Origin of the sequence: Roseivivax sp. GX 12232 (genome assembly GCF_021272185.1) — a bacterium.
Taxonomy (GTDB): domain Bacteria; phylum Pseudomonadota; class Alphaproteobacteria; order Rhodobacterales; family Rhodobacteraceae; genus Roseivivax.
Map to the genome: position 1 here is coordinate 107,531 of NZ_JAJSEC010000010.1, position 25,679 is coordinate 133,209.

Below are 25,679 nucleotides of genomic sequence, written 5' to 3' on the forward strand. Positions count from 1 at the left end.
AAGCGACCGCGCCCCTGCGGTCGGATGGCCGGGGGCGGCCGCACCGCCCCCGGGCTCTGGGTCTCACGCGCTGGGCGTCAGGACCCGGCGATCACGCGCCGTTGTTGCAGGACCCGAGGGCACCGCCCGAGAACTGCGGGTGGTCGGGCGCATAGGTGACCTGCTCGGTCGGGGTGACCTCGACGATCTCCACCAGGTCGAACTCGTTCTCCGGGTTCTCCTTGCCGCGCACCACGACGACGTCCTTGAAGCACTGGTGGTCCTCGGCGCGGTAGAGCGTCGGGCCGTTGCCCAGGCCGTCGAACTCGAAGCCTTCCAGCGCCTCGACCACGGCGCAGGGCTCGAACGAGCCCGCGCGGGTGACCGCATCGGCGTAAAGCAGCGTCTGCACGTAGCAGGTATGCGCCGCCTGGGAGGGCGGGAAGCCGTACTTCTCGCCGAAGGACTTCACGAAGGCATTGGTGCCCTTGTAGCGCTCGCCCAGCTGGTTCTCGAGTTTCCAGTCCCAGTTCTGCGAGCCGAGGATGCCGGCGATATTCTGGCCGGCGCCGCGGGCCATGAGCTCGGAGTAGAGCGGCACCACGATCTCGAACTGCTTGCCGTTGGCCTGGGCCTCGCGCAGGCCGAACTGCACGGCGTTGGTGAGCGAGTTCACCATGTTGCCGCCGTAGTGGTTCAGCACGAGGATATCCGCGCCCGAGTTCAGGACCGGCGCGATATAGGACGAGAAGTCGGTCTGGGTCAGCGGGGTCTTGACCGAGTTCACGGTCTCCCAGCCCAGGGCCTCGGTCGAGGAGGCCATGGCCTCTTCGGTGGTGTAGCCCCAGTTGTAATCCGCGGTCAGGTGGTAAGCCTTGCGGTCCGCGCCGTACTGGTCGACGAGGATCGGCGCCAGCGCGGCCCCGGACATGTAGGAGTTGAAGAAGTGCCGGAAGCCGTTGGCCTTGCGGTCCTTGCCGGTGGTGTCGTTGGAGTGGGTCAGGCCGGCCATGAAGATCACGCCCGCCTCCTGGCAGAGCGCCTGCACGGCCACCGCGACGCCCGAGGAGGAGCCGCCGGTGATCATCACCGCGCCGTCCTTCTCGATCATCGAGCGGGCCGAGGCGCGGGCGGCGTCGGACTTGGTCTGGGTGTCGCCGGTGACGTATTCGACCTTCTTGCCGAGGATGCCGGTGCCCTCGAGCGCCTGGCTCGAGAAGGTCTGCAGCATCCCGCCGTCGCCTTCGCCGTTCAGGTGCTCGACCGCGAGCTGATAGGCGCGCAGCTCGTCGGCGCCCTCGTCGGCATAGGGGCCGGACTGCGGCACGTTGAAGCCGAGGGTGACCGTGTCGCCGGTGGGCGCATTGGTGAAGCCCGAATGCGCGGCGGCGCGAAGATAGGTCGGCAGGGTCAGGCCGGCCGCTGCACCGGCGCCGGTTCTCAGCACGCCGCGGCGTGTCACGTTATACTTGGACATAAACATCCTCCCTTGATGGATTTTGCGGGAGGGCCTCCTCAAGCCCGCCGCAAAGGCACGGATCACGTGCAAAGCGATTATGCGGGCATGTTCGAAAACCGATCAACAACTGCCTTGTCGCAAACAGTTTTTTTGTGAAAGACCTAACAGAATACTATTGTAAACTGTAAATTGCTTTATGTTGCGGCGCAGAAAGGCCTTGCACGCAAGGGGGTTATCACATGGCGCGGGACACGTTGACCGGGAGCCGGATCCGCGAGCGGCGGATCATCGCGGGGCTCAAGCAGGCCGAGCTGGCGCGGGCCGCCGACATCTCGGCGAGCTACCTCAACCTGATCGAGCACAACCGCCGCAGAATCGGCGGCAAGCTCCTGGTCGAGATCGCGCGGCTTCTCGACGTGGAGCCCGCGCTTCTGACCGAAGGCGCAGGCGCGACGCTGGTGCAGAGCCTGCGCGAGGCGGCCTCCTCCGGGGAGGCGGGCGCGGGCGAGGCCGAGCTCGACCGGGTCGACGAGTTCGCCGGGCGCTTCCCCGGCTGGGCCGGGCTCCTGGCCGCCAAGGAGCGCCGGGTGGGCACGCTCGAACGCGCGGTCGAGACGCTCTCGGACCGGCTGACCCATGACCCCCAGCTCGCCGCCTCGCTGCACGAGATGCTGAGCCGGGTGACGGCGATCCGCTCGGCGGCCTCGATCCTGGCCGAGCCCGGGGAAATCTCGCCCGAATGGCAGGGCCGCTTTCACCGCAACATCTACGAGGACAGCGGGCTTCTGGCCGAGACCTCGCGGGCGCTGGTGGCCTATCTCGAGGCCGGCGACGAGCCGAAGTCGCAGCAGGCCACCGCCCCGCAGGAGGAGCTCGACGCGATCCTGGGCGGCGAGGGCTATGCCTTCCCGAGCCTCGAGGCCGGGGAGGAGACGCCCGAGGCCCTGGCCGCGCGGCTCTCCAAGGGCGCCTCGGAGGCGGCGGCGGGGCTTTTGACGGCGCATCTGGCGCGGGCGGCGGCCGACATCGCGGCGCTGCCCGCCGAGGCGCTGGCTACCGCGCGCGACGCGCTGGGCCCCGATCCGGTGGCGCTGGCCGCACGGCTCGGCCAGCCGATCGGGCGGGTGATGCGGCGGCTCGCAGCCATGCCCGAGGCCGAGGGCGCGCGCCCGGGGCTGGTGATCTGCGACGCCTCGGGGGTGCTGACCGCGCGCCAGCCGATCGCCGATTTCCCGCTGCCGCGCTTCGGGGCGGGCTGCCCGCTCTGGCCGCTTTACGCCGCGCTGAACCGCCCCGGCGTGCCGCTCACCGCGCGGCTCGAACAGCCGGGGCGGCCGCCCCGCACCGTGCGCGCCTTTGCCGTGGCCGAACCCGCCGAGTCGCCGCGCCTCGACCGGCCGCCGCTTTACGAGGCGGTGATGCTGGTCCTGCCCGACGGCCCCGAGGAGGACAGAGAGGCCGCCGCACCGCAGCCCGTCGGCGTGAACTGCCGGATCTGCCCGCGCCGCGATTGCCCCGGCCGCCGCGAGCCGACGATCCTCGCGGCCGAGCGCGACACAGGCTTTTGACAGCGGCGCGCGGCTTCTTCATAAAAACGTCACGGCCCGCGGGGACGGGCCCGCCCAGAAGGTGCACAGGGGGAGGGGAGGCCGCCTTGCATGTCCAAACGACTGCTGCTGATCGAGGATGAGCCCAACATCATCGAGGCGATCAGCTTCATCCTGTCGCGGGACGGCTGGCAGGTCACATCCCATGTCTCGGGCCGCGACGCGGTCGACCGCATCCGCCGCGAGGCGCCGGACGTGGTGATCCTCGACGTCATGCTGCCGGGCAAAAGCGGCTACGACGTCCTGCAGGAGATCCGCAACGACGACGCGCTCTCCGGCCTGCCGGTGCTGATGCTGACCGCGCGGGGCCAGGACAAGGATCGCGAGCTGGCGCTGCGCGCCGGGGCCGACCGCTTCATGACCAAGCCCTTCTCCAACACCGAGGTGCTCGAGGCGGTGCGCGCCATGGTGCCCGCGGCATGAGCCAGCCGCCCGATCCCCGGGCCCGGCCGCCGGCCTTCTTCCTCGAACGGCAGACCTATCGGCGGCGGCGGCTGCAGGACGCGGCGCGGCTTCTGCCGGTGATCGGGATCTTCGCCTGGCTGGTGCCGCTGCTCTGGCCGCGTTCGGGCGAAGAGGCGCCGCTCATGGGCAGCGCGCTGGTCTATGTCTTCACGGTCTGGATCCTGCTGATCGTGGCCGGGGCGCTCCTGTCGCGGCGGCTGACCCTGCGCGACGCCGCCGAAGCCGAGCGCGGTCTGGAATGATCTCCTTCAACGGGCTCGTCGCGATCTGCCTGGCCTATGTGGTGCTGCTGTTCGCGGTGGCCTTCACCGCCGACCGGCTGGCGCGGCTCGGGCGCGGGCGCTGGCTGCGCTCGCCGCTGGTCTACACGCTGTCGCTGTCGATCTATGCCACGGCCTGGACCTTCTACGGCGCGGTGGGCTCGGCGGTGCGCAGCGGGCTCGAGTTCGTGGCGATCTACCTCGGGCCCAGCATCGTGATGTTCGGCTGGTGGTGGCTCCTGCGCAAGCTGGTGCGGATCGGCCGCTCGCAGCGCATCACCTCGGTCGCCGACCTGATCTCCTCGCGCTTCGGCAAGTCGAACCTGCTGGCGGTGCTGGTGACGCTTCTGTCGGTCGTCGCCGCGACGCCCTATATCGCGCTGCAGCTTCAGTCCGTCACCGTCTCCTTCGAGGTCTTCGGCGCCTCGACCACAGCGGGCGCCGGCGCCGAGGCGCGGGCCAGCAACAGCCCGACGGCCTTCTGGGTGGCGCTGGGGCTTGCGCTGTTCACGGTGATCTTCGGCACCCGCAACCTCGACGCCAACGAGCGGCACCACGGCGTCGTCATGGCCATCGCGCTCGAGGCGGTGGTCAAGCTTTTCGCGCTGATGACCGTGGGCATCTTCGTGGTCTGGGGGCTCTCGGGCGGGGTGCCCGAGACGCTGGCGCGGATCGAAGCGTCGGAACTGGGCCAGTGGCAGATCGACGGCGGGCGCTGGGCGGGGCTGATCTTCCTGTCGGGCGCGGCCTTCCTCTGCCTGCCGCGGATGTTCCAGGTGCTGGTGGTCGAGGCCGCCGACGAGGACCACCTGCGCACCGCAAGCTGGGCCTTCCCGGCCTATCTCCTGGCCATGTCGGTCTTCGTCATGCCGATCGCGGTGGTCGGGCTGGACCTGCTGCCCGAGGGCTCGAACCCCGACCTCTTCGTGCTGACCCTGCCGCTCAGCCAGGGGGCCGAGGGCGTGGCGGTCCTGTCCTTCCTCGGCGGCTTCTCCTCGGCGACCTCCATGGTGATCGTCGCGGCCATCGCGCTCTCGACCATGGTGTCGAACCACATCGTCATGCCGCTCTGGCTGCGGCTGACCGGCGGGCGGGCCTCGATCTCGGGCGACGTGCGCAACGTGGTCCTGACCGCACGGCGGGTCTCGATCGTCTCCATCGTGCTCCTGGGTTACGTCTATTACTCCGTCTCGGGCGGCGGCGCGGCGCTGGCGGCGATCGGCATCATCTCCTTCGTGGGCGTGGTGCAGGTGCTGCCCTCCATGATCGGCGGCATCTTCTGGCGGGGCGCGACCCGCACCGGGGCCATCGCGGGGCTGGTGACCGGCTCGGTGATCTGGCTCTACACCTTCTTCCTGCCCTCGATCGGGCTGCCGATCTTCTCCGAGACACTCATGGCCGAGGGGCCGGCGGGGCTCTCCTGGCTGCGCCCGCAGGCGCTTTTTGGCATCGGCGGCATCGACCCGATGTTGCATGCGCTGCTGTGGTCGCTCTCGCTCAACTCGCTGGCCTTCTTCGGCGGCTCGGTCCTGAGCTTTCCGAGCCCGGTGGAGCGGCTGCAGGGGGCGCAGTTCGTGAACATCTTCCAGCATTCCGGCGGCCCGCGCAGCTGGGCCTCGGGCGTGGCCCAGACCGAGGACCTGCTGATCATGGCGCAGCGCATCCTCGGCCCGCAGGAGGCCATCGCGCTCTTTGCCCGCGAGGCCCGCGCCCAGGGCGGGCGGGGCGACCTGCCCGAACCCCGGCCCGATTTCCTCGAGACGCTGGAGCGCGAGCTCGCGGGTTCGGTCGGGGCGGCGACGGCCCATGCGATGATCGGCCAGATCGTCGGCGGCACCTCTGTCTCGGTGCAGGACCTCATGGCGGTGGCCGACGAATCCGCGCAGCTGATGGAATATTCCGCCCGGCTAGAGACCCAGTCGGCCGAGCTCTCCCGCACCGCGCGGCAGCTGCGCGAGGCCAATGACAAGCTCACTCGTCTCTCGGTGCAGAAGGACAGCTTCCTGAGCCAGATCAGCCACGAGCTGCGCACGCCCATGGCCTCGATCCGGGCCTTCTCGGAGATCCTGCGCGACTCGGGCGGGCTTTCCGAGGCCGAGCAGTCGAAATTCGCCTCGATCATCCACGACGAGGCGATCCGGCTGACCCGGCTTCTCGACGACATCCTCGACCTCTCGGTGATGGAGAACGGTCGGGTGCATCTGAACCTGCGCGAGGGGCGGCTCTCCGAGGTGCTCGACCGGGCGGTGGCCTCGGCGGCGGCGGGCGAGGGCAAGGGCGCCATGGAGATCCGCCGCAACCGCGCGACCGAGGACCATGCCATCACCACCGACCTCGACCGGCTGGCGCAGGTCTTCATCAACCTCATCTCCAACGCGCAGAAATACTGCGAAGCGGCGCGGCCCCGGCTGACCATCCGCGTGCAGGACCTGGGCGAGAGCCTGGCGATCGACTTCATCGACAACGGCCACGGCATCCCGCGCGAGGCCCGCGACGTGATTTTCGAGAAGTTCTCGCGGATCTCCGATCAGAAGGCCGGCGGCGCGGGGTTGGGGCTGGCGATCTGCCGGCAGGTGCTGGAGCGGCTGGGCGGCACCATCGCCTATATGCCGGGCGAGGGTGGCGCGGCCTTCCGCGTGATGCTGCCCCGCGGCGCGGCGCTGGCGGCGGCGGAGTAGGGCGGGGGCGTTTAAGGAAGGCGGAGGCCGTCTAAGGAAGGCGGAGGAGGCTTGGGGCGGTGTCCCGGTGATCTCGGCCCGAGCCTGCAAAGGCTCTGGAGCCGCGCAGTCTCACGCTGTCAGAACGGGACGGCCCGCCGCTTTCACTGAAACGATTACCCAAACGAGGCTCACCCGCGCTGGGCGGCCACCGCGTCGAGGGTCGGGCGCAGCCCGCTCAGGTCATAGCCCGCCTGGGCGGTCTGGCGCAGGATCTCCTCGACCGGCATCTGCCCGGCCTTGGAGAGCGCCCAGACCACGCTGCAGCGCGTGCCCGAGGCGCAATAGGCCAGCACCTTGCCGCCCGCGCCTTCGACCAGTGCTTCCTGCTGGGCGATGTTCTCGGGCGTCATGGTCTGATGGGTCAGCGGCAGCACCTCGAACTCGAGCCCCGCCGCGCGCACCGCGTCGCCGATGGCATCCGCCTGGTGGCTCGGCGGCACCTCGGCATCGGGCCGGTTGCAGATGACCCGGGTGAAGCCGGCTTCGGCGATGGCGGAGACATCCTCCACGCCGATCTGCGGGCTGACGAAATAGGTATCGGTGACGCGCTTTGCTTCCATGGCCCCGAATTACTCTGCCACGCGGGTTCTGTCCAGATGGCGGGAGAAGTCGGCGCGGGAAAGACCCGTGGGACGGGATCGGGCAGGGTGGCTAGCGACGTGGTTGGGGGCTTGGGAGGAGGGTTCCTTGCGCGCAGACCTCGCGCGTGCCCCGTGCCGCAGAGCGCCAAAAGGGCCGACTTGCCAGCTTGGGGAAGGTTTCCCGCCGCCCTCCGAAATGCTGCGTCGCAAACTCCGATTAATCCGCCGCGCAGGTGGCCGCGCAACAACCTGAAGGACGTGCGGCGTGATTGGCCGTTTTCTGCGTCGGATTGGCTTTCCGGTTCCCCAATTGGTCCGGTCAAAGGCGGGCAGGGGCGATCCGGTCCGTGCCACGCCCTAACCCTGCGAACCCAGGACGGAACGGCGCTTGCTAAAGGAAGTCCCGACCCCGCCTTGCGGGTCGGCCTGACTAGCCGCGTCACCCGGCCATCTCACCCCGGCCAATCTGCACACATTCTCCGAAGTCGCGCCACGCGCCACCCTCCCGACTCGGGGTCGAAACGCCCCGGCCCTCACCAAGCGCGACAAGTAAAGATGTTTTTACTCATATGGTTATCGGCTTGACCGAGCGGCCCGACGCCGACTTGCGAGAGAGGGGCTGGCACCACACAAGCACTAATCGCCATACAAAAAGCCCGCTTCACGTTACCCCGCAAGCCTTTGCAATTCCGGCCAAAGCTCGGCTCCTCGCAAAGGCGCAAACCCTGTCACTCAAACCACCATCCAACCGCCGGAGCCAATCCAACCGCCAGAGCGCAAACATCACCCAGAACACCACCGCTCCAGCCCGCCGCGCAGCCAACACAACCCGCTCCCGCTAATCGCACCCAGCACACCGCGACACACCCCACCCCCCGGCAACCCGCGCGGGTGCTTGTCGGCCCCCGGGGCTTTCCGCCATACATGTGGATAACCTCGTGGAGAACTTGGGCCAAATCGCCTTCCCTTAGGTCAAGGCGAAGCGTCCCGGGGCGCGCGGCGGGCAGGGCAGCAAGGGGGCCGAGATGGCGGAACTGGTCGAGCGGCAGGACGCGGAGGGCACCGCGGTCCTCACCTTCTCCCATCCGCCCGCCAACGCCCTGACTGCCGCGCTGCGCGCCGCCCTCGCCGAAGCCTTCGCAAAGGCCGAGGCCGACCCCGAGGTCTTCGCGATCGTGCTGGCCGGGGGCGGGCGGATGTTCTGCGGCGGGCTCGACCTCGGCGAGATCGGCGCCCCCGAGGCGGGCCCCGGCCTCATGGCGCTGTGCCGTGCCATCGAGGACTGCCCCAAGCCCGTGGTCGCCGCGCTGCACGGGCTGGCCTTGGGCGGCGGGGCGGAACTGGCGCTGGCGGCGCATTACCGGCTGGCGGACCCCGAGGCGCGCATCGCCTTTCCCGAGGTCTCGCTGGGCCTCGTGCCCCATGGCGGCGCGACCCAGCGGCTGCCGCGCATCCTCGGGGCCGGGCCCGCGGCCGAGCTGATGCTCTCGGGCCGGGCGCTGCCCTTCCGGCTCGAAAGCCTGAAGGGGCTTGCCGATGCGGTGGTGCCCGGCCCCCCGGTCGAGGCCGCCCGGCGCTTCTGCAAGACGCTGCGCGCCAAGGGCATCGGCCCGCGTCCGACCTCCGCCCGCCGGCAGGGGCTGGCTGATCCGGGCCGCTACCAGCAGGCCGTGGCCACTGCGCGCGCCCGGGCGAGGGGGCACGGGGAGGCGGCCCAGGCGCTGGTCGATTGCCTCGAGGCCGCGCAGCTTCTGCCCTTCGAGGCCGGGCTCGCCCGCGAGGCAGATGCCTTCGAGACGCTCGCCGGCTCGGACGAAAGCCGGGCGCTGCGCCATCTCTACGCCGCCGAGCGGCGCGCGCTGGCCGCGACCGCAGCCGCCGGGTCCGCGCCCGAGATCCGCCGCATCGCGGTTCTTGGCGGCGGGCCGCTCGCCACCCAGCTGGTGATCGCCGCGCTCGACCGCGGGCTTGCGGTCGACTGGGGCACCCGCGACCCCGAGATGCTGCGCAGCGCCATGGGCGAGGTGCGCCGCGCGCTCGAGGCGGCACGGCAGAGCGGCCGGGTCGACGAGGCGACGCTGACCACGCGGCTCGAACGGCTGCGGCTCGGGGAAAGCACCGCCATGGTCACCGAGGCGCAGGTGGCGCTGCTGGCGGCGCGCGGGCAGGGGGCGGTGGCGCTGCCCGAGGGCGTGCCCCGGCTCCGCGCCTTCCCCGGCGCGGTCGAGGGGCTGGCCCTGCGCTTCGGCACGCCCGCGCCGGACAGCCGGCTCCTGGAGCTCCTGGTGGGCCCGCGCGCCGAGCCCGCCCAGCTCGCCCGGGCCGAGGCGCTGGGCCGGGCGCTCGGCAAGGTCACCCTGAAGGTCCGCACCTCTGGCCCCTCGGTCACCGAGCGGGTCATGGCCGTCCTGCACCGGGCCTGCGATGCGCTCATAGACATGGGCCAGGCGCCCGAGACCCTGGACGCCGCCCTGCGCGCCTGGGGCTGGGCCCGCCCGCCTTTCGAGGCACGCGACCTGCGCGGGCTGGCGGAGTTCTCCGAGGCGCCGCGCGCGGAAGGGGCGGAGAACTGGAGCCGCCTTCTGCGCGACGCCGGCCGCGAAGGCGCCGCTTCTGGCGCGGGTTTCTACGCCCATGGCCCCGAGGGGCCACGCCCCGACGCGGCGGTCCGCGCGCTCATCGACGCCCGCCGCCCGCGCGCGGCCCCTCTGCCGCCCGAGACTCTGATCACGCTGCTTATCGCGGTCATGGCCAACGAAGGCGCCGCGATCCTGGAAGAGGGCATGGTCGCCCGCGCCGAGGAGATCGACCTGGCCCTGGTGCTTGGCCAGGGCCTGCCGCGGCACCGGGGCGGGCCGATGAAAGCCGCCGATCTCGCCGGGCTGACCCGGTTGCGCGGCCTTCTGCAAGCGCAGGACCATCCCGATGCCGCGCTCTTCGCGCCGCATCCGCTCTGGGCCGCGCGCGCCCGGAACGGGCAGGGGTTCTGCGATCCCCCGGGCTGAACCCGTGCGCCCGCCTGCGCGCTGACCCGCCGCGCACATCGCACCCCCTCCCGAACGTCGCGTCACGCGGCTTTTGCCGTGGCGTTCAATCGCTTGCATGGACTCGCCGCTCCCACCACACTCGGCCCCGGGAGAGAACGGGAGGACCCCCATGAGCTTTGCTTCCTTTGCGGACCGCGACGCCATCGAAAACGAGATGCCCTGGGCGGAACGCGACCTGCCCAAGACGCTGTACGGCCTCTTGTCGCGGACCGCGGGCAAGTTCCCCGACCGCCCGGCGGTGAGCTACCAGATCTTCTCGGGCCCGACCGACAAGGCCGAGACCGTCACCTGGCGCGAGCTGCGCGAGCGCACCGCCCAGGCGGCCAACCTCTTCCGCAGCCTCGGCATCGGCAAGGACGACGTGGTGGCCTATGTGCTGCCCAACGCCAACGAAACGATCTACGCGCTGCTCGGCGGCGCGGTGGCGGGGATCGCCAACCCGATCAACCCGCTGCTCGAGCCCGAGCAGATCGGCGCCATCCTGCGCGAGACCGGCGCCAAGGTGGTGGTCACGCTGAAGCCCTTCCCCAAGACCGACGTGGCTCAGAAGGTCCAGGAGGCGGTGCGCCATGCGCCCGGGGTGACGACCATCCTGCAGGTCGACCTCAACCGCTACCTGACGCCGCCGAAGTCCTGGATCGTGCCGCTGGTCCGGCCGAAGCTCGCGGGATCGAGCCATGCCGACGTCAAGAGCTTCACCGCCGAGATGGCGAAGCAGCCGCGCGAGCTGGCCTTCGAGGACCCCGACGAGGACCGCGTGGCGGCCTATTTCCACACCGGCGGCACCACCGGCATGCCCAAGGTCGCCCAGCATCTCTACTCGGGGATGATCTACAACGGCTGGCTCGGGCACAGGCTCCTCTTCTCAGAAGAGGACAACATCATCTGCCCGCTGCCGCTCTTCCATGTCTTCGCCTGCCACGTGATCCTCATGGCGGCGGTCGCCTCCGGGGCGCATGTGGTCTTCCCGACCCCGCAGGGCTACCGGGGCGAGGGCGTCTTCGACAACTTCTGGAAGCTGGTCGAGCGCTGGAAGATCTCCTTCATCATCACCGTGCCGACGGCGGTCTCGGCGCTCATGCAGCGCAAGGTCGATGCCGATGTCTCCTCGGTGAAGACCGCGTTTTCGGGCTCCGCGCCGATGCCGCTCGAGCTCTTCAAGCGCTTCGAGGCCGCCTCGGGCGTCACCGTGGTCGAGGGCTACGGGCTGACCGAAGCCACGTGCCTGGTGTCCTGCAACCCGCCCGACGGCGAGAAGAAGGTCGGCTCGATCGGCATACCCTTCCCCTATACGGACGTGAAGATCGTGCGCCAGACCGGCGAGGGGCCGGTGGAATGCGCCACCGACGAGATCGGCGAGATCTGCATCTCCAACCCCGGGGTCTATGCCGGCTCGACCTATACCGAGGTCGACAAGAACCGCGACCTCTTCCACGAGGGCATCTACCTGCGCACCGGTGATCTCGGGCGGATCGACGCTGACGGCTACCTCTGGATCACCGGACGGGCCAAGGACCTGATCATCCGCGGCGGCCACAACATCGACCCCGCCGAGATCGAGGAGGCGCTGCTCACCCATCCCGCGGTGGCCTTCGCCGGTGCCATCGGTCAGCCCGACGCGCATTCGGGCGAGCTACCTTGCGCTTATGTCGAACTGGTCGAGGGCGGCGATGTCACCGAGGAGGCGCTGCTCGAGCACTGCCGCACCCATGTGCACGAACGCGCCGCCCAGCCGAAATACCTGGGCATCCTCGACGAGCTGCCGAAGACCGCGGTGGGCAAGGTCTTCAAGCCCGACCTTCGCAAGCGCGCGATCACCCGGATCTACAACGCCGCGCTCGAGGAGCAGGGCGTGCCGGCCCGGGTCGCCGGTGTGATCGACGACAAGAAACGCGGCCTCGTGGCGCAGGTCACCGCCCATGGCGCCTCGGAAGCCGATGTCGCCGGCGTGCTCTCCGCCTTCACCCGCCCCTGGGAATGGGCCGAGGAAGGCCGCGTCGCCGCCGAGTAACCCCAACGCGCGCCGCCCTCACCACAAAGGGCGGCGCGCGCCCCGGGCCCTGCTTAAGGGGCCGCCTGGCCCAAGGCCGCAGGCCGCGCCGCCACCTCTCCAAGAGCGCCGCGCCACCGTGTGCGCCGAACCGATCGGCCGCCGCCCCACCAAAAACGCCGCGCCACTGAACGCGCCGGGCCAACCGGCCGCGCCCCCTCGGCCCAGCCCAACCACACCCCCAAAGCACAGCGCTCCCAAACCGCCCCGGGAGCCCGAGGGCAGCGCCCTCGTGGCCGCCCCAACGAGGGCGGCTTCCCCCCACCAACCGCGCACCCCAAGTCAGCCCCCGAAGCGCAACTCTTTCTTGCGCATGGCCGGGCTGAAAATACTCCGGGAGCGCGAGGGCAGAGCCCTCGCTGCCGCCCCCGGGGGCGGCTCCGCCCGCCCCGCCAAACACAGCCAAAGCCTCGAGAAATAGCCCAACGAGCCGGACAAAAGCCCAGCCCGACGCCCAAACTCAGAACAAGATCACGTTCCGCCGCGCCGCCCCGCTTTTCGTGTCCGCGACGGCCGCGTTGATCTCTTCGAGGCTCCAGCGGCCCGAGATCAGCTCCTCGAGCTTCAGCCTCCCTTGAGCCCAGAGATCGGCGATCCAGGGGATGTCGCGGGCGATCACCGCGTCGCCCATCTTGGAGCCGATCATGCGCTGGCCGGAATAGGCCAGGCGGAAGGGGGCATAGGCGGCCTCGGCCCCGGCGTGGGGCAGGCCCAGCATGACCACGCGGCCGCCGAAATCGAGGTAGCGCGGGGCGGCCTCGTAGGCGGCGGTGGCGCCAACGGTCACGGCCACGAGGTCGGCGCCCTTGCCGAGCGCGCGCGTCGCTTCGCGCCAGGGGCGGTCGCCGCTCGCGAGCACCCCGTCGGTGGCGCCGAAGGCGCGGGCGGTCTCGAGCTTCTCTTCGCTCATGTCGACGGCCAGGATGCGCCGGGCGCCGGCGAGCCGGGCGCCCTGGATGGCGTTCAGCCCGACGCCGCCGGCGCCGATCACCACCACGTCCTCGCCCGGGCGCAACCCGCCGGCGTTGACCACGCCGCCGATGCCGGTGATCACCCCGCAGCCGAGGAGGGCGGCCACCTCGCCGGGCATCTCCTCGGGGACCGCGACGCATTGGCTGCGCTGGATCACCACGCGGCTTGCGAAGGCGCCGCAGTCCATCTCGGCGGCGACGGGCGTGCCGTCGGGGCGCGACAGCGGGCTTGGATGCGGCGCGGGCGTGCGGCAGAGCGTCGGCTGGCCCGAGGCGCAGGTCGCGCAGGATCCGCAGGCGCGGATCAGGGTCAGCACCACCCGGGTGCCGGGCGCGAGGTCGGTGACCCCGGGCCCGCAGGCGCGGACCCGGCCGGCGGCCTCGTGGCCCAGGACCAGGGGCGGGGTGCCGCCGTAGCCGCCCTCGGCGAAGGCGATGTCGGAATGGCAGATGGCGACGGCCTCGATCTCGACCTCGATCTCGCCCGCGCGGGGGGCGCAGAGCTCGAGCTCCTCGATCTGCATGGGCTGGCCGAACTCGGTGACGACGGCGGCGGTGATGCGGCTCATGCGGGGGCCTCCTTTGAGATGCGCGGACCGCCGGGGGCGAGCATCAGCCCCAGCGCGACGGCCAGCAGTCCGACGGACAGCAGGAAGGGTGCGCCGGCGAAGCCCTCGCCGCCGCGGGTGAACCAGAAGAAGGTCGTGGTCATGATCGGCGGCGAGAGGATCGCCGCCAGCGCCCCGGTGGCCGAGAAGAGCCCCTGCAGCGCGCCCTGTTCGTCGTCGGGCACGGCGCGCGCCACAAGCCCCTGGATCGCCGGGCTGGTCACCGCGGCGAGCCCTGCGAGCGGCACCAGGATCAGCACCAGCGTGCCCGATTGCAGCAGCGCCAGCAGCACGAAGACCAGCGCGTTCATGCAGAGCCCGTAGATCACCGTCCCGCGTTCACCGAGGTAACGCAGCACCAGGCGGATCAGCCCGCCCTGCATGATCGCCGCCGAGATCCCGAAGATCCCGAGCGACAGCCCGATCAGCCCCGGGTCCCAGCCGAAGCGCGCCACGCCGTAGTAGGACCAGATCGCCGGGTAGACGAAGAAGGCCATCTGCAGAAGGAAGAAGACCGCGATGGCGCGCGAGGTGCCGGGGATGCGCCCGAGCGCCCGGAAGGCGCCCAGCGGGTCGAGGCGGCGCGGATCGATCGGGCGGCGGCGCGCGTCGGTGACGGTCTCGGGCAGGGCGAGATAGCCGATCGCGAGGTTCAGCGCGGCAAGCCCCGCGGCGGCGAAGAAGGGCGCGCGGGTGCCGAACTCGCCCAGGAGCCCACCCAGGAGCGGGCCGATCACGAAGCCGATGCCGAAGCCCGCCCCGATCAGGCCGAAGTTCGCGGCCTTCTCCTCGGGGCGCGAGAGGTCGGACATGGCCGCCGAGGCGACCGACTGGGTGGCCGCGGTCACGCCCGCCACGATCCGGCCCAGGACCAGCAGCCAGAGCGTCTGGGCAAAGCCCATGACCAGGTAGTCGAGCGACATGCCCGCGAGCGCGGCAAACAGCACCCGCCGCCGCCCGAAGCGGTCCGAGAGCGCCCCCAGGAGCGGCGCGCAGAGAAACTGCATGAGTGCGAAGACGGTGGACAGAAGCCCGCCCCAGAGCGCGGCATTGGCGATGTCGCTGCCGGTGATCTCGCGCAGGAGGTCCGGCATGACGGGCATGATCAGCCCGACGCCCATGGCGTCGATCACCACCGTGGAGACGAGGAAGAGCTTGGCCGCCTTCATCGCCCTCTCATCCCCCGGCGGCGGGGGGGATGCGGGCGGCGCGGGCGAAGCCGCGGGCCTCGGCCGGGGCGGTGCCCAGCAGCGCCTCGGGGGTGAAATCGGCGGGCGTGATGCCGGGGTGGCGTTCGGCGGCCAGGGCCACGAGGTCGGCGCCGCTCTCGGCGGCCTCGCGGGCCAGGGCCTTCATCGCCGCCTGGGCCTCGGGGCGCGGCATCTCGCGGGCAAGCGCGAAGGACAGCGCCTCGGCGGCCAGCGCCCCCTTGGCGCCCGCGAGGGTCGCGGCCATGGCCTCGGTCCGGGGCGCGAGCCCCTCGAGCAGCGGCCCCGCGGTTTCGAGCGCAGCGGCGCCCGCCAGGCAGAGCTGCGGCAGCACCATCCATTCGGTGAACCAGGCCGCCCCGTCGCGCTGGTGGCGCTGGCGCCCGGCGGTGGTCAGCGTCTGGGCAAGCCCGCCCGCATGGGTGCCGAGCATGGTCAGGACCGAGGGCGCCACCGGGTTCTGCTTCTGCGGCATGGTCGAGGAGGCGCCGGTGCCGCCCAGCGTGACCTCGCGGGTCTCGGAGGCGGCGAGCAGCGTCAGGTCCTCGCCCAGCTTGGCCAGCGCGCCGGTGATGCGCGCGATCCAGGCGCCGAGGCGCAGGATCGGGGTGCGGTCGGTGTGCCAGCTCCGGCCCGGATCCTCGAGGTTCAGCGCTTGGGCCAGCTCGGCCCGCAGCGCCGAAGGGTCGGGCCCCAGCGCCGAGGCCGTGCCCGCCGCGCCGGACAGCGAGACCCAGAGGCCGGTCTTCAGCGCCGCGAGTTCCTCGCGCAGCTCCAGGAGCGGCCAGCCCCAGGCGGCGGCCAGCGCGCCGAAGCTCGTGGGCGTGGCGTGCTGAAGATAGGTGCGCGCGGCCATGGGCGTCTCGGCATGGGCCTCGGCCTGCGCGGCAAGCGCGGCGATCACGCGGTCGAGCGCGGTCTCGTAATGGCCCAGCACCTGGCGCAGCCGCAGCATCAGCGCGGTGTCGGTCACATCCTGCGAGGTGGCGCCGAAATGCACGTATTGCGCATGTTCGGGCGCCTGCATCAGCTCGCGGAAGGCGCTGACCAGCGCGGGCACCGGCACGCCGTTCTGGCCCGTCGCCTCGGCGAGGCCCGCGGGGTCGAGCTGCAGTTCCAGCGAGGCGCGGTGGATCGCCTTGGCGCTGACCTCGGGGATCAGCCCGGCGGCGCCCTGGACGCGCGCCAGCGCGCCCTCGACGATCATCATGGCGCGCACCTCGGCGCTGTCGGTGAAGAGCCGCCCGACCTCGCCGGTCGGCACGAGCTTGCCGTAAAGGGCACTGTCGAAAAGCGCGGCGCTCATGTCCGGGCGATCCGGTCGAGGTGGCGGGCGAGCCCGGCGGGGTCGGAGAAGAAGGGCGAATGGCTGGTCGGCATGCGGATCACGTCGTCTGAATGGAAATCTTCTGCCATCTCGGCCTGGAACTCGGGCGGGATGGCGCTGTCCTCCTCGCAGAGGATGTAGCTGCGGGGCAGGGCCTGCCAGTTCGGCCCCAGCGTGAGCTTGGTGGCCTGGGGCAGGATCGCCTGCGGGCAGAGGTTCTCGAGCGCGAAGGCCACGGAGGCCTCGGGGCAGTCGTGGTAGAAGACCTCGCGCGCGTGTTCGGGGATCACCGAGAAGCTTTGGCCGTCGGCGGATTTCTCCAGCGCCTTCATGATCGGCTGGCGCGGCGCGCGGAGGCGCATCTCGACCAGCGAAAAATCGGGCCAGGGCACATAGGCGCAGAGGTAGACAAGCCGGGTGATCTGATCCGGCGCGCGGTCGGCGGCGCGGCTGATCGGGTAGCCGCCCATGGAATGGCCGACGAGGATCGTGGGCCCGTCGATCGCGGCCTCGATGGCCTCGGCGTAGGCGTCGAGCGTGACCTCCCCGAGCGGGGTCCGGTCGGCGCCATGCGACGGCAGGTCGATGGCCCGGGCCTCGTGCCCCAGCGCCTCGAGCGCCGGGCGCAGGTCGCGCCAGCACCAGGCGCCGTGGCAGGAGCCGTGCACGAGCAGGAAGCGCGCCATCAGCCCGCCACGCGGGTCAGGAAGTCGGTCAGGTGGCGCGCGTAGGTCTCGGGCGCCTCGACGCAGGGCAGGTGGCCCGCGCCGCGGATCAGCCGGAACTCCGAGCCCTGGATCAGCTCCACCGTCTCGCGCACGAGGTCGGGCGGGGTCGAGCCGTCCTCGGAGCCCGCGATGCCGAGCGCGGGCAGGGTGATGGCCGCGGTGGTGCTGTAGAAATCCGTGCCCGCGATGGCCGCGCAGCAGCCCAGGTAGCCCTCCTGCGGCTGGCGCACCAGCATGTGCCGCCAGGCGTGGAAGGGCGCGGTGGTGCGGAAGGCCGCGGAGAACCAGCGCTCCATGGTGGGATCGGCGAGCGCCTCGATGCCGCCTTTTCGGACCCCCGCCATGCGGTCGTCCCACATCTCGCGGGTGCCGATCTTGGCACCGGTGTTCGACAGCACGATGCCGCGTAGGAGGTCGGGCCGTTTCGCCGCGAGCCCCTGGGCGATGAGCCCGCCGATGGAGAGGCCGACGAAGATGGCGTTGTCCGCCTTGAGGTGTTCGATCAGCTGCTCGGCGTCGCGCACCAGCGTGCCCATCGGGTAGGGCCCCGACGGGCAGTCCGAAAGCCCGTGCCCGCGCTTGTCGTAGCGGATGTAGCGGTAGCCCTGAGGCAGGAGCGGCAGGAGCTGGTCCCAGAGCCGCAGGTCGGTGCCGAGGGAGTTGCCGAAGACCACCGGCGGGCCGTCGGGGTCGCCGTCCTCGCGGTAGTGCAGGCGGATGCCGTCGAGCTCGGCGATCTTCATGGCGGGCCTCCCTAAGTGTCCTCGGGGTCATGCCTAGCGGGCTTCGGCGCGGAAGGAAACGGGGGAGGGGGTGTGGGGGTGGTTTGGGAGGGGGGTGCTGATGGTAGGGATTGGTTTGTGGCGCTTGCCTCGCACTGGCTTCGGAGCATCGCCAGAGATGGTCACGCATCGCGCGGCGGGCATTGCCTTTCTCGCCCCGCGAGCTGTCAAAAGCAGGGCCCCGAATGCTCCCCGCACCCGCCATGCAAGCCAGCACCGTCTTGCGCCCGAACAGCATCGAAGATGCCGGGCGCGCGCCGGACCGGCCCCTTGGGCCGGCGCTCTTGTAGGTGGCGCGCTTAGCATGCCTCTAGCCCTGACCTGGCCGGGATAAAGCGCATAGCGCTGAAGTCAGCAGCGCCGGCCCCCGGTCCGGCGCGCGCCCTCTGGTGGGGCGGGTTGAGAGGGGAGTGGGCGCGGGTGTGTCCCGAGCGGCGTCAACCCGGCGGTTCTGCCAGGGCGCCCCGCGTCGCCCCTCACGCGCAGCGCCCCGTCGCGCCCGCATGCAAATCGCTCCGCCGCCGCGCCCGTCACGCGCAGCGCCCCGCCGCTCGGTGCCACACGACGCGACCGCCCAACGGCCGCCAGCCGCCCGCCCCACTAGGGCCCCGCATGCAAATCGCTCCGCCGCCGCGCCCCTCACGTGCAGCCCCCGCCGCAGCGCGCCTTCCGGCGCCACCGCCTGCACCCCGCCTTCCGCCGCGACCGCCCGGTGCCTTCCGGCGCGGCCGCCTGCACCCCGCCTTCCGCCGCCACCGCCTGCACCCCGCCATCCGGCGCGACCGCATGCCGCCTCCCCACAACCCCGGATTGCCCACCCTCTCGGGCCTTGCTACTGCTCCTCGAAACGCCCGAGGAGGGGGAGCCCATGCCCACCATCACCGAGATCGAGGATCTGCGCCGCATTTACCGCCGCCGGGTCCCGAAGATGTTCTACGACTACACCGAGTCCGGCAGCTGGACCGAGCAGACCTTCCGCGAGAACTCCTCGGATTTCGACCGCATCCACCTGCGCCAGCGGGTGGCGGTGGACATGGCCGACCGCTCGCTCAAGAGCCAGATGATCGGCGAGGATGTCTCCATGCCGGTGGCGCTCGCGCCGGTGGGGATGACCGGCATGCAGCACTGGGACGGCGAGATAAAGGCCGCCCGCGCGGCGGAGGACTTCGGCGTGCCCTACAGCCTCTCGACCATGTCGATCTGCTCGATCGAGGATGTCGCCGCCAATACCTCGAAGCCCTTCTGGATGCAGGTCTACACGCTGAAGGACGACGACTTCATGCAGCGGCTCTTCGACCGGGCCAAGGCGGCGAACTGCTCGGCGGCGATCATCACCGTGGACCTGCAGCTCCTGGGCCAGCGCCACCGCGACATCAAGAACGGCCTCTCGGCCCCGCCGAAGCTGACCCCGCGCTCGGTCGCCAACATGATGACCAAGGTGCACTGGGGGCTCGGCATGCTCTCGACCAAGCGCCGCGCCTTCGGCAATATCGTCGGCCACGCCAAGGGGGTGACCGATCCTTCCTCCTTGGCGAGCTGGACGGCGAAATCCTTCGACCAGTCGCTCGACTGGGACCGCATCCGGCAGTTCCGCAAGATGTGGGACGGCCCGCTCATCATCAAGGGCATCATGGACCCGCGCGACGCCCGCGAGGCGCTGAACGTCGGCGCCGATGCGATCATCGTGTCGAACCACGGCGGGCGGCAGCTCGACGGGGCGATCTCCTCGATCCGGGCGCTGGAGCCGATCCTCGAGGCGGTGGGCGACAAGATCGAGGTGCATATCGACAGCGGCATCCGCTCGGGGCAGGACGTGCTCAAGGCCATGGCCATGGGCGCCAAGGGCACCTACATCGGCCGCGCCTATGTCTACGGGCTGGGCGCCATGGGCCAGGCCGGCGTGACCAAGTCGCTCGAGGTGATCCGCCGCGAGCTGGACCTGTCGATGGCGCTCTGCGGGCACCGGCATCTGACCGGGGTCGACCGCGACATCCTCATGGTGCCCAAGGGCTTCAGCGACGGATGGGATCAGGCGCCGCCCGCCGCATGAGCGGCAGGAGCGCCGCGGGAATCGCGAGGATCAGGACCGCCAGCGCGGTGAAGCTGGCGGCCAGCCCGAAGCCCTCGGCCAGGAACCCCATCATCGGCGGGCCCGCGAAGAACCCCGCGTAGCCCACCACCGAGAGCCGCGAGACCATCCGCGCGCGGTCGCGGGCGCGGATGCGGCGGCCCGCCCAGGCAAAGACCGTGGGCACGATCAGCGACAGCCCGAGCCCCATGGCGGTGAAACCCGCGTAGGCCAGCGCCAGGCTCGGCGCCTGCGCCGCGAGCGCGGCCCCCGCGGCGGCCACCAGCGCGGCGGCGCGGATCAGCACCGCTTCCCGCACCACCCGCGTCGCCGCCTGGCCGAAAAGCCGCCCGATGCCCATGGTCAGCCCCAGAAGCGCGGGCCCCAGCGCACCCGCCGCGGCGCCCGCCTCGTGGCTGCGCTCGAGATGCAGCGCCGACCAGCCCTCGGTGCCCTGTTCGGCGAGAAACGCCAGGCAGATGATCGCCCCGCCGGTCAGGATCAGCGGCAGCGGGATCTGCGACGCGCGGGTCTCGTCCTCGGCGTCGCTCTCATCCTCGCGCGGGGCGGGCTGGCGGATCACGTAGAGCGCCGCCAGCAGCGTCATCAGCGCCACCGTGGCGAAGATCGCGAAGGGCGTGGCCCCGGCCTCGCGGGCGAGCCCCGCCGCCACCGCCGAGACCGCGTAGATCAGCGAATAGCTCGCATGGGCGAGGTTCATCAGCGAGCGCCCCGCGCTGGCCTCGAGCCCGCTCACCCGGGCGTTCATCGCCACGTCCAGAAGCCCGTAGCCCGCGCAGGCCGCGACCATGGCGAGCGTGAAGGCCAGCGGGCTGCCCGCGAGCCCCGGCAGGAGCGCCCCGCCCGCGGCGAGGCCGGTGATCAGCCCCAGCGCTCTCGCGCCGAGCCAGCGCTCGAAGACCGGCGCCAGCCACATCGCCGCGACAGCACCCAGCGTGGCCACCAGGAGCGCCACGCCAAGCGCCGCGTCGCTGAGGCCCGCGGCCTCTTTGACATCCGGCACGGAGGCCGCAAAAGAGCCCCAGAACAGCCCCAGCGCCATGAAGGAGGCGGCCGGCGCCCGGGCCACGCGCAGATCGTCGAGAAATCCCATGCCGCCGCCTCTGCCATCCCGCGCGGGGAAAGGCCAGAGGGCGGCCGAGATGGCCCTTGTCAATCCGGGCGTTCCCCTGTAACGCGCAGGGCTTCAACGCGGGGATACAGCCTTGGAGGGTCCCCGCCCGTATATGGAGTAAGAAAATGGCTGGAGAAATTCCTGATCTTCACGCCCTGGAACGGACGGGGACGGGCAAGGGCGCCGCTCGTCAGGCACGCCGCGACGGCATGGTTCCGGGCATCGTATTCGGCGGGGACGTGGATCCGCTGCCGATCCAGATCCCCTTCAACGACCTTCTGAAGAAGCTGAAGGCCGGTCGCTTCAAGTCGACCCTCTACAACCTCAAGGTCGAGGGCCAGGAAGACGTGCGCGTCATCTGCCGTGACGTGCAGCGCGACGTGGTGAAGGATCTGCCGACCCACTTCGACCTGCTGCGCCTGCGCCGCAGCACGAAGATCAACCTCTTCATCCCGGTCGAGTTCGTCGGCGAAGAGGAATGCCCCGGCCTGACCGCAGGTGGCGTGATGACCGTGATCCGCCCGGAGATCGAACTGATCGTGACCGCCGGCGAGATCCCCGAGAAGGTCACCGTCGACATCTCCACGCTGAACATCGGCGACGGCGTGTCGATCTCGGACGTGACGCTGCCCGCGGGCACCAAGCCCACGATCGACCGCGACTTCGCGATCTGCTCGATCTCCGCGCCTTCGGCTCTGGCCGCCGCGGAAGACGAGGAGGAGGTCGAGGAGACCGAGGTCACCGAGCAGAACGCCGAGACCGTCGAAGGCGAGAAAGAGACCGCCGAGGAATAAGCCCGCCGCGCCTAGGCGCGCCTGCGGCTTTGAACGGCCCCGCCAGCCCGGCGGGGCCGTTTTTCTTTGCGCGTTTGCTGGCGGCGCGCGCTTGGCCTATGTCTGCGCCAAAGGGCCGCGCGGGGCGCCTGTGCGCCGCCCGCGCCGGGCCTGGCCGGCGCGGCATCGAGGACTAGAGAGGGAAGGACAGCCGGCATGAAACTCTTCGTCGGTCTCGGGAACCCCGGGCGGGACTACGCGGGCCACCGCCACAACATCGGCTTCATGGCGCTCGATGCCATCGCCGAGGCGCATGGGCTGGGCCCCTGGAAGCAGAAGTTCCAGGGCGAGCTGGCCGAGGGCCGGCTGGGCGCCGACAAGGTGCTGCTGTTGAAGCCGATGACCTACATGAACCGCTCCGGCCAGTCGGTGGGCGAGGTGGCGCGCTTCTACAAGCTCGGGCCCGAGGACGTGGTGGTCTTCCACGACGAGCTGGACCTCGCGCCGGCGCGGCTCAAGGTCAAGGAAGGCGGCGGGCACGCCGGGCACAACGGGCTGCGCTCGATCCACGCGCATCTGGGCGAGGCCTACCAGCGCGTGCGCCTCGGCATCGGGCACCCGGGCCACAAGGACCTGGTGTCGCGCTACGTGCTGCATGATTTCGCCAAGGAAGACGCCGAGTGGCTCGACGACCTGATGCGCGGGATCGCGGATGGCGCGCCGGATCTCGCCGATGGCGACAAGGGCGGCTTCATGAACAAGGTCTCGCTGCGGGTGGCCCCGGCGCGCAGCTCGAAATCCGAAGGCGGCAAGGCGGCGAAGGGCGGTGGCTCGGCGAAATCGAAGGGCGGTGCGGCTTCGGACAAGCCCGCGGCGAAAGGCGGGGCGGCGGAGAGCCCACCCGCGGCGAAGGGCGGGGCCTCCGGCGGCAAAGCTGCCACGGCTGAGACGCCCGAGACGCCCGAGGCCGACGACCGCTCACCGCTCCAGAAGCTGGTGGACCGCTTCCGGTGAGCCTCCGCGCCGCCTTCGAGACGCAGGCCCGCCATTGCGCGGCGCTCGACTCCCCTTTCATGGTCCGGCTGATGACGCTCTGCGCGGAGCGGCTGCGCCCGGGCGGTCACGTGGCCGACCGGCTCTTCGCCTGGCCGGGCGACACCAGCGCGGGGGGGGACTCGGTGCCGCTGAGGCTTGCGGGCGCGCTGCACCGGCTGGTGCTCTCGGGCCGCGCGCCCGGGCTCGCGGCGGTCTATCCGCCGCAGGAGGCCGGGGACGAGGCGCTTTGGGCGGCGGTCACGGAGGTTCTGACGCGGGAGGCCGCGGTCATCGACGCCATGCTCGACAGCCCGCCCCAGACCAACGAGGTGCGTCGCGCCGCCTGCCTGATCGCCACGGGCCACGCGCTGGCCGCGCGCTTCGGCCTGCCGCTGCGGCTGAGCGAGCTGGGCGCGAGCGCCGGGCTGAACCTGATGTGGGACCGTTTCGCGCTGGAGGCGGGGGAGATGCGGCTCGGGCCTGCCCAGCCGCTCCTGACGCTGAGGCCCGAGTGGCGCGGCGAGTTGCCCGAGGCGGGCGCGCCCGAGGTGATCGAGCGGCGGGGCGTCGACCTCGCGCCGATCGACGCGCGCGATCCGGCGGATGCCGAGCGGCTCCTGGGCTATCTCTGGCCCGACCAGCCCGAGCGGCTGGCCCGCACCCGCGTCGCCATCGCGGGTTTTGCCGCAGAGGTGACGGCGGGCGACGCGTTGGAATGGCTGCCCGCGCGGCTTTCCGAGCGGCGGGAGGGGACGCTGCACCTGATCTATCATACGGTGGCCTGGCAGTATCTGCCCGAGGCGGCCCGCGCCCGGGGCGAGGCGCTGATCGAAAAGGCCGGCGCAGAGGCCAGGCCCGAGGCGCCGCTGGCGCGGCTGTCGATGGAGACCGACGGTCGCCCCGAGGGCGCGGCGCTGCGGCTGCAGGTCTGGCCCGGGGGTGAGGCACATGACCTCGGGCGGATAGATTTCCACGGCCGCTGGGTTGACTGGCGGCGGCCCGTCTGGCCCCGTTGACCGCAGGAGGTGACGATGCAGAAAGACCCTGAAATCAACGTCCTCGGAGAGGATCTTGAACCCTGTTCCAAGGACCCGCTGACCGGGTTCTTCCGGGACGGCGCCTGCAACACCTGCGCCGAGGACCGGGGCAGCCACACGGTTTGCGCGGTGATGACCGAGGAGTTCCTGGCTTTCTCGAAATACGTCGGCAACGACCTCTCGACCCCGCGTCCCGAGTTCGGCTTCGGCGGGCTCAAGGCCGGCGACCGCTGGTGCCTTTGTGCCAGCCGCTTCCTGCAGGCCCACGAGGAGGGCTGCGCGCCGCAGGTGGCGCTGGCCTCGACGCACCAGCGCGCGCTCGACATCGTGCCCATGGCGGTGCTGAAGGCCCGGGCGCTGGACATGCAGTAGGGAAAGGCCCGGCGTTTCAGCGGGTTGCGGGGCGGTCTTGTCACGGGTGGGCCGCGCGGCGGCCCGTCGTGGGCGCGACGCGTGGCCTTGCGCGAAAGCTCCGTGAAGCGCCCGCCAAACTCGGCCTCAGAGCATCATTTCCTGCGGCAAGCGCCGCCAAGACCTTCACAAAGCCAATCTCTGAAACGCAAAACGGGCCGCACAAGGCGGCCCGTTTGTCATTTTCGAACTTTAGACACCCTCAGTCGAGGTCGCGCCCCAGCGCCTTGGCGACGGTGTAGATGTCCTTGTCGCCGCGGCCGCACATGTTCATGCAGATGACGTGATCGGCGGGCAGCTCCGGCGCGATCTTCATCACATGGGCCAGCGCGTGGCTGGGCTCGAGCGCGGGGATGATGCCCTCGGTCTCGCAGCAGAGTTGGAAGGCCTCGAGCGCCTCGTTGTCGGTGATCGCCACGTATTGCGCGCGGCCGATGTCGTGCAGCCAGGAGTGTTCCGGCCCGATGCCCGGGTAGTCGAGGCCCGCCGAGATCGAGAAACCCTCGAGGATCTGCCCGTCGTCGTCCTGCAGCAGGTAGGTGCGGTTGCCGTGCAGCACGCCAGGGCGCCCGCCGGTCAGCGAGGCGCAGTGCTCCATCTTCTCGGTCACGCCCTTGCCGCCGGCCTCGACCCCGATGATCGAGACCTGCTTGTCGTCGAGGAAGGGATAGAAGAGCCCCATGGAGTTGGAGCCCCCGCCGATCGCCGCGATCACCGTGTCGGGCAGGCGGCCCTCGGCCTCCATCATCTGCTCGCGGGTCTCCTTGCCGATGATCGACTGGAAGTCGCGGACCATGGCCGGGTAGGGGTGCGGGCCCGCCACCGTGCCGATACAGTAGAAGGTGTCGCGCACATTGGTCACCCAGTCGCGCAGCGCGTCGTTCATCGCGTCCTTCAGCGTGCCGCGCCCGGAGGTCACCGGCACCACCTCGGCGCCCAGCAGGCGCATGCGGAAGACGTTGGGCTGCTGCCGCTCGACGTCATGCGCGCCCATGTAGACCACGCATTTCAGTCCGAACTTGGCGCAGACGGTGGCGGTCGCCACACCGTGCTGGCCGGCGCCGGTCTCGGCGATGATCCGGGTCTTGCCCATGCGGCGCGCCAGGATGATCTGGCCCAGCACGTTGTTGATCTTGTGCGCGCCGGTGTGGTTCAGCTCGTCGCGCTTCATGTAGACCTTGGCGCCGCCCAGCCGTTCGGTCAGCCGCTCGGCAAAATAGAGCGGCGAGGGCCGGCCGACGTAATGCTTCCAGAGGAAGTCCATCTCGTCCCAGAAGCTCTGGTCGGTCTTGGCGTAATTGTATTGCTCCTCGAGCTCGAGGATCAGCGGCATCAGCGTCTCGGAGACGAAACGCCCGCCGAAATCGCCGAAACGGCCCTTGTCGTCGGGGCCGGTCATGAAGCTGTTCACCAGATCGGTCATTTGGG

The 25,679-nt window shown here is 70.8% G+C and carries 20 protein-coding genes; 11 read left to right on the forward strand and 9 right to left on the reverse strand.

From position 1 onward, the window contains the following. Window positions 1-91: 91 nt before the first annotated feature. Window positions 92-1,456, reverse strand: a complete 1,365-nt coding sequence (locus LR948_RS16015) for a substrate-binding protein (RefSeq protein WP_232755092.1) — start codon at window positions 1,454-1,456, stop codon at window positions 92-94. A 221-nt stretch (window positions 1,457-1,677) separates the two neighbouring features. On the opposite strand from LR948_RS16015, the gene LR948_RS16020 reads away from it, so the two are divergent. The 4 genes from LR948_RS16020 (at window position 1,678) to LR948_RS16035 (ending at window position 6,448) form a co-directional block, all read left to right on the forward strand. Next, window positions 1,678-3,006: a short-chain fatty acyl-CoA regulator family protein gene (locus LR948_RS16020; protein ID WP_232755093.1), complete on the forward strand. Its 1,329-nt coding sequence runs from the start codon at window positions 1,678-1,680 to the stop codon at window positions 3,004-3,006. Between the two features lie 90 nt (window positions 3,007-3,096). After that, entirely contained in the window at window positions 3,097-3,468 is a 372-nt protein-coding gene (locus tag LR948_RS16025; protein WP_232755094.1) for a response regulator transcription factor, read from the forward strand. Beyond that, complete coding sequence (locus tag LR948_RS16030; protein ID WP_232755095.1) at window positions 3,465-3,752, forward strand: hypothetical protein; 288 nt, start codon at window positions 3,465-3,467, stop codon at window positions 3,750-3,752. Before LR948_RS16025 ends, LR948_RS16030 begins: the two co-directional genes overlap by 4 nt. Continuing rightward, window positions 3,749-6,448, forward strand: coding sequence for a sensor histidine kinase (locus tag LR948_RS16035; protein ID WP_232755096.1), 2,700 nt, complete (start codon window positions 3,749-3,751; stop codon window positions 6,446-6,448). Before LR948_RS16030 ends, LR948_RS16035 begins: the two co-directional genes overlap by 4 nt. Window positions 6,449-6,618: 170 nt before the next feature. On the opposite strand, the gene LR948_RS16040 is transcribed toward LR948_RS16035, so the two are convergent. Next, the gene (locus LR948_RS16040) at window positions 6,619-7,050 is read right to left on the reverse strand and encodes a TIGR01244 family sulfur transferase (protein ID WP_232755097.1); all 432 of its coding nucleotides are present in this window, start codon (window positions 7,048-7,050) and stop codon (window positions 6,619-6,621) included. A gap of 1,046 nt (window positions 7,051-8,096) precedes the next feature. Between LR948_RS16040 and LR948_RS16045 the strand changes: the two genes are divergently transcribed. Beyond that, entirely contained in the window at window positions 8,097-10,076 is a 1,980-nt protein-coding gene (locus tag LR948_RS16045) for an enoyl-CoA hydratase-related protein (protein WP_232755098.1), read from the forward strand. Window positions 10,077-10,227: 151 nt separating this feature from the next. Then, the gene (locus tag LR948_RS16050; protein WP_232755099.1) at window positions 10,228-12,129 is read left to right on the forward strand and encodes an acyl-CoA synthetase; all 1,902 of its coding nucleotides are present in this window, start codon (window positions 10,228-10,230) and stop codon (window positions 12,127-12,129) included. Window positions 12,130-12,628: 499 nt separating this feature from the next. Here LR948_RS16050 and LR948_RS16055 read toward each other — a convergent pair whose 3' ends face one another. Genes LR948_RS16055 through pcaD form a run of 5 tightly spaced genes read right to left on the reverse strand, consistent with a single transcriptional unit; the run spans window position 12,629 to window position 17,753 of the window. Continuing rightward, complete coding sequence (locus LR948_RS16055) at window positions 12,629-13,708, reverse strand: zinc-binding dehydrogenase (RefSeq protein WP_232755100.1); 1,080 nt, start codon at window positions 13,706-13,708, stop codon at window positions 12,629-12,631. Then, the gene (locus tag LR948_RS16060) at window positions 13,705-14,916 is read right to left on the reverse strand and encodes an MFS transporter (RefSeq protein ID WP_232755101.1); all 1,212 of its coding nucleotides are present in this window, start codon (window positions 14,914-14,916) and stop codon (window positions 13,705-13,707) included. Before LR948_RS16060 ends, LR948_RS16055 begins: the two co-directional genes overlap by 4 nt. 7 nt (window positions 14,917-14,923) lie before the next feature. Continuing rightward, window positions 14,924-16,261: a lyase family protein gene (locus LR948_RS16065; protein ID WP_232755102.1), complete on the reverse strand. Its 1,338-nt coding sequence runs from the start codon at window positions 16,259-16,261 to the stop codon at window positions 14,924-14,926. Continuing rightward, window positions 16,258-16,968: an alpha/beta fold hydrolase gene (locus tag LR948_RS16070; protein WP_232755103.1), complete on the reverse strand. Its 711-nt coding sequence runs from the start codon at window positions 16,966-16,968 to the stop codon at window positions 16,258-16,260. Before LR948_RS16070 ends, LR948_RS16065 begins: the two co-directional genes overlap by 4 nt. Beyond that, window positions 16,968-17,753: a 3-oxoadipate enol-lactonase gene (gene pcaD, locus LR948_RS16075; protein WP_232755104.1), complete on the reverse strand. Its 786-nt coding sequence runs from the start codon at window positions 17,751-17,753 to the stop codon at window positions 16,968-16,970. Before pcaD ends, LR948_RS16070 begins: the two co-directional genes overlap by 1 nt. A gap of 907 nt (window positions 17,754-18,660) precedes the next feature. Between pcaD and LR948_RS16080 the strand changes: the two genes are divergently transcribed. Next, on the forward strand, window positions 18,661-19,842 hold the full coding sequence (locus LR948_RS16080; protein WP_232755105.1) for an alpha-hydroxy acid oxidase: 1,182 nt from the start codon (window positions 18,661-18,663) through the stop codon (window positions 19,840-19,842). Here LR948_RS16080 and LR948_RS16085 read toward each other — a convergent pair. Next, window positions 19,805-20,974, reverse strand: a complete 1,170-nt coding sequence (locus tag LR948_RS16085) for an MFS transporter (RefSeq protein WP_232755106.1) — start codon at window positions 20,972-20,974, stop codon at window positions 19,805-19,807. The genes LR948_RS16080 and LR948_RS16085 overlap by 38 nt on opposite strands. Before the next feature lie 146 nt (window positions 20,975-21,120). Between LR948_RS16085 and LR948_RS16090 the strand changes: the two genes are divergently transcribed. The 4 genes from LR948_RS16090 (at window position 21,121) to LR948_RS16105 (ending at window position 24,212) form a co-directional block, all read left to right on the forward strand. Next, window positions 21,121-21,789: a 50S ribosomal protein L25/general stress protein Ctc gene (locus tag LR948_RS16090; protein ID WP_232755107.1), complete on the forward strand. Its 669-nt coding sequence runs from the start codon at window positions 21,121-21,123 to the stop codon at window positions 21,787-21,789. 195 nt (window positions 21,790-21,984) lie between these two features. Further along, a complete protein-coding gene (gene pth / locus LR948_RS16095) occupies window positions 21,985-22,782 on the forward strand; it encodes an aminoacyl-tRNA hydrolase (protein WP_232755108.1) in 798 nt (265 codons plus the stop codon). Further along, complete coding sequence (locus LR948_RS16100) at window positions 22,779-23,819, forward strand: DUF2332 family protein (protein ID WP_232755109.1); 1,041 nt, start codon at window positions 22,779-22,781, stop codon at window positions 23,817-23,819. Before pth ends, LR948_RS16100 begins: the two co-directional genes overlap by 4 nt. Window positions 23,820-23,834: 15 nt before the next feature. Then, window positions 23,835-24,212 carry a DUF2237 family protein gene (locus LR948_RS16105; RefSeq protein ID WP_232755110.1) on the forward strand — a complete coding sequence of 126 codons (378 nt, stop codon included), beginning with the start codon at window positions 23,835-23,837 and terminating at the stop codon, window positions 24,210-24,212. A gap of 241 nt (window positions 24,213-24,453) precedes the next feature. Here the strand turns inward: LR948_RS16105 and trpB are convergent, their stop codons facing one another. After that, the gene (trpB, locus tag LR948_RS16110; protein ID WP_232755111.1) at window positions 24,454-25,674 is read right to left on the reverse strand and encodes a tryptophan synthase subunit beta; all 1,221 of its coding nucleotides are present in this window, start codon (window positions 25,672-25,674) and stop codon (window positions 24,454-24,456) included. Window positions 25,675-25,679: the final 5 nt, after the last annotated feature.

Coding starts and splice junctions, on each gene's coding strand:
- trpB (WP_232755111.1), bottom strand. CDS start 25,674: ATGACCGATCTGGTGAACAGCTTCATGACCGGCCCCGACGACAAGGGC.
- LR948_RS16040 (WP_232755097.1), bottom strand. CDS start 7,050: ATGGAAGCAAAGCGCGTCACCGATACCTATTTCGTCAGCCCGCAGATC.
- LR948_RS16105 (WP_232755110.1), top strand. CDS start 23,835: ATGCAGAAAGACCCTGAAATCAACGTCCTCGGAGAGGATCTTGAACCC.
- LR948_RS16085 (WP_232755106.1), bottom strand. CDS start 20,974: ATGGGATTTCTCGACGATCTGCGCGTGGCCCGGGCGCCGGCCGCCTCC.
- pcaD (WP_232755104.1), bottom strand. CDS start 17,753: ATGAAGATCGCCGAGCTCGACGGCATCCGCCTGCACTACCGCGAGGAC.
- LR948_RS16045 (WP_232755098.1), top strand. CDS start 8,097: ATGGCGGAACTGGTCGAGCGGCAGGACGCGGAGGGCACCGCGGTCCTC.
- LR948_RS16080 (WP_232755105.1), top strand. CDS start 18,661: ATGCCCACCATCACCGAGATCGAGGATCTGCGCCGCATTTACCGCCGC.
- LR948_RS16050 (WP_232755099.1), top strand. CDS start 10,228: ATGAGCTTTGCTTCCTTTGCGGACCGCGACGCCATCGAAAACGAGATG.
- LR948_RS16065 (WP_232755102.1), bottom strand. CDS start 16,261: ATGAGCGCCGCGCTTTTCGACAGTGCCCTTTACGGCAAGCTCGTGCCG.
- LR948_RS16055 (WP_232755100.1), bottom strand. CDS start 13,708: ATGAGCCGCATCACCGCCGCCGTCGTCACCGAGTTCGGCCAGCCCATG.
- LR948_RS16025 (WP_232755094.1), top strand. CDS start 3,097: ATGTCCAAACGACTGCTGCTGATCGAGGATGAGCCCAACATCATCGAG.
- LR948_RS16020 (WP_232755093.1), top strand. CDS start 1,678: ATGGCGCGGGACACGTTGACCGGGAGCCGGATCCGCGAGCGGCGGATC.
- LR948_RS16060 (WP_232755101.1), bottom strand. CDS start 14,916: ATGAAGGCGGCCAAGCTCTTCCTCGTCTCCACGGTGGTGATCGACGCC.
- LR948_RS16030 (WP_232755095.1), top strand. CDS start 3,465: ATGAGCCAGCCGCCCGATCCCCGGGCCCGGCCGCCGGCCTTCTTCCTC.
- LR948_RS16070 (WP_232755103.1), bottom strand. CDS start 16,968: ATGGCGCGCTTCCTGCTCGTGCACGGCTCCTGCCACGGCGCCTGGTGC.
- LR948_RS16015 (WP_232755092.1), bottom strand. CDS start 1,456: ATGTCCAAGTATAACGTGACACGCCGCGGCGTGCTGAGAACCGGCGCC.
- LR948_RS16090 (WP_232755107.1), top strand. CDS start 21,121: ATGGCTGGAGAAATTCCTGATCTTCACGCCCTGGAACGGACGGGGACG.
- LR948_RS16035 (WP_232755096.1), top strand. CDS start 3,749: ATGATCTCCTTCAACGGGCTCGTCGCGATCTGCCTGGCCTATGTGGTG.
- pth (WP_232755108.1), top strand. CDS start 21,985: ATGAAACTCTTCGTCGGTCTCGGGAACCCCGGGCGGGACTACGCGGGC.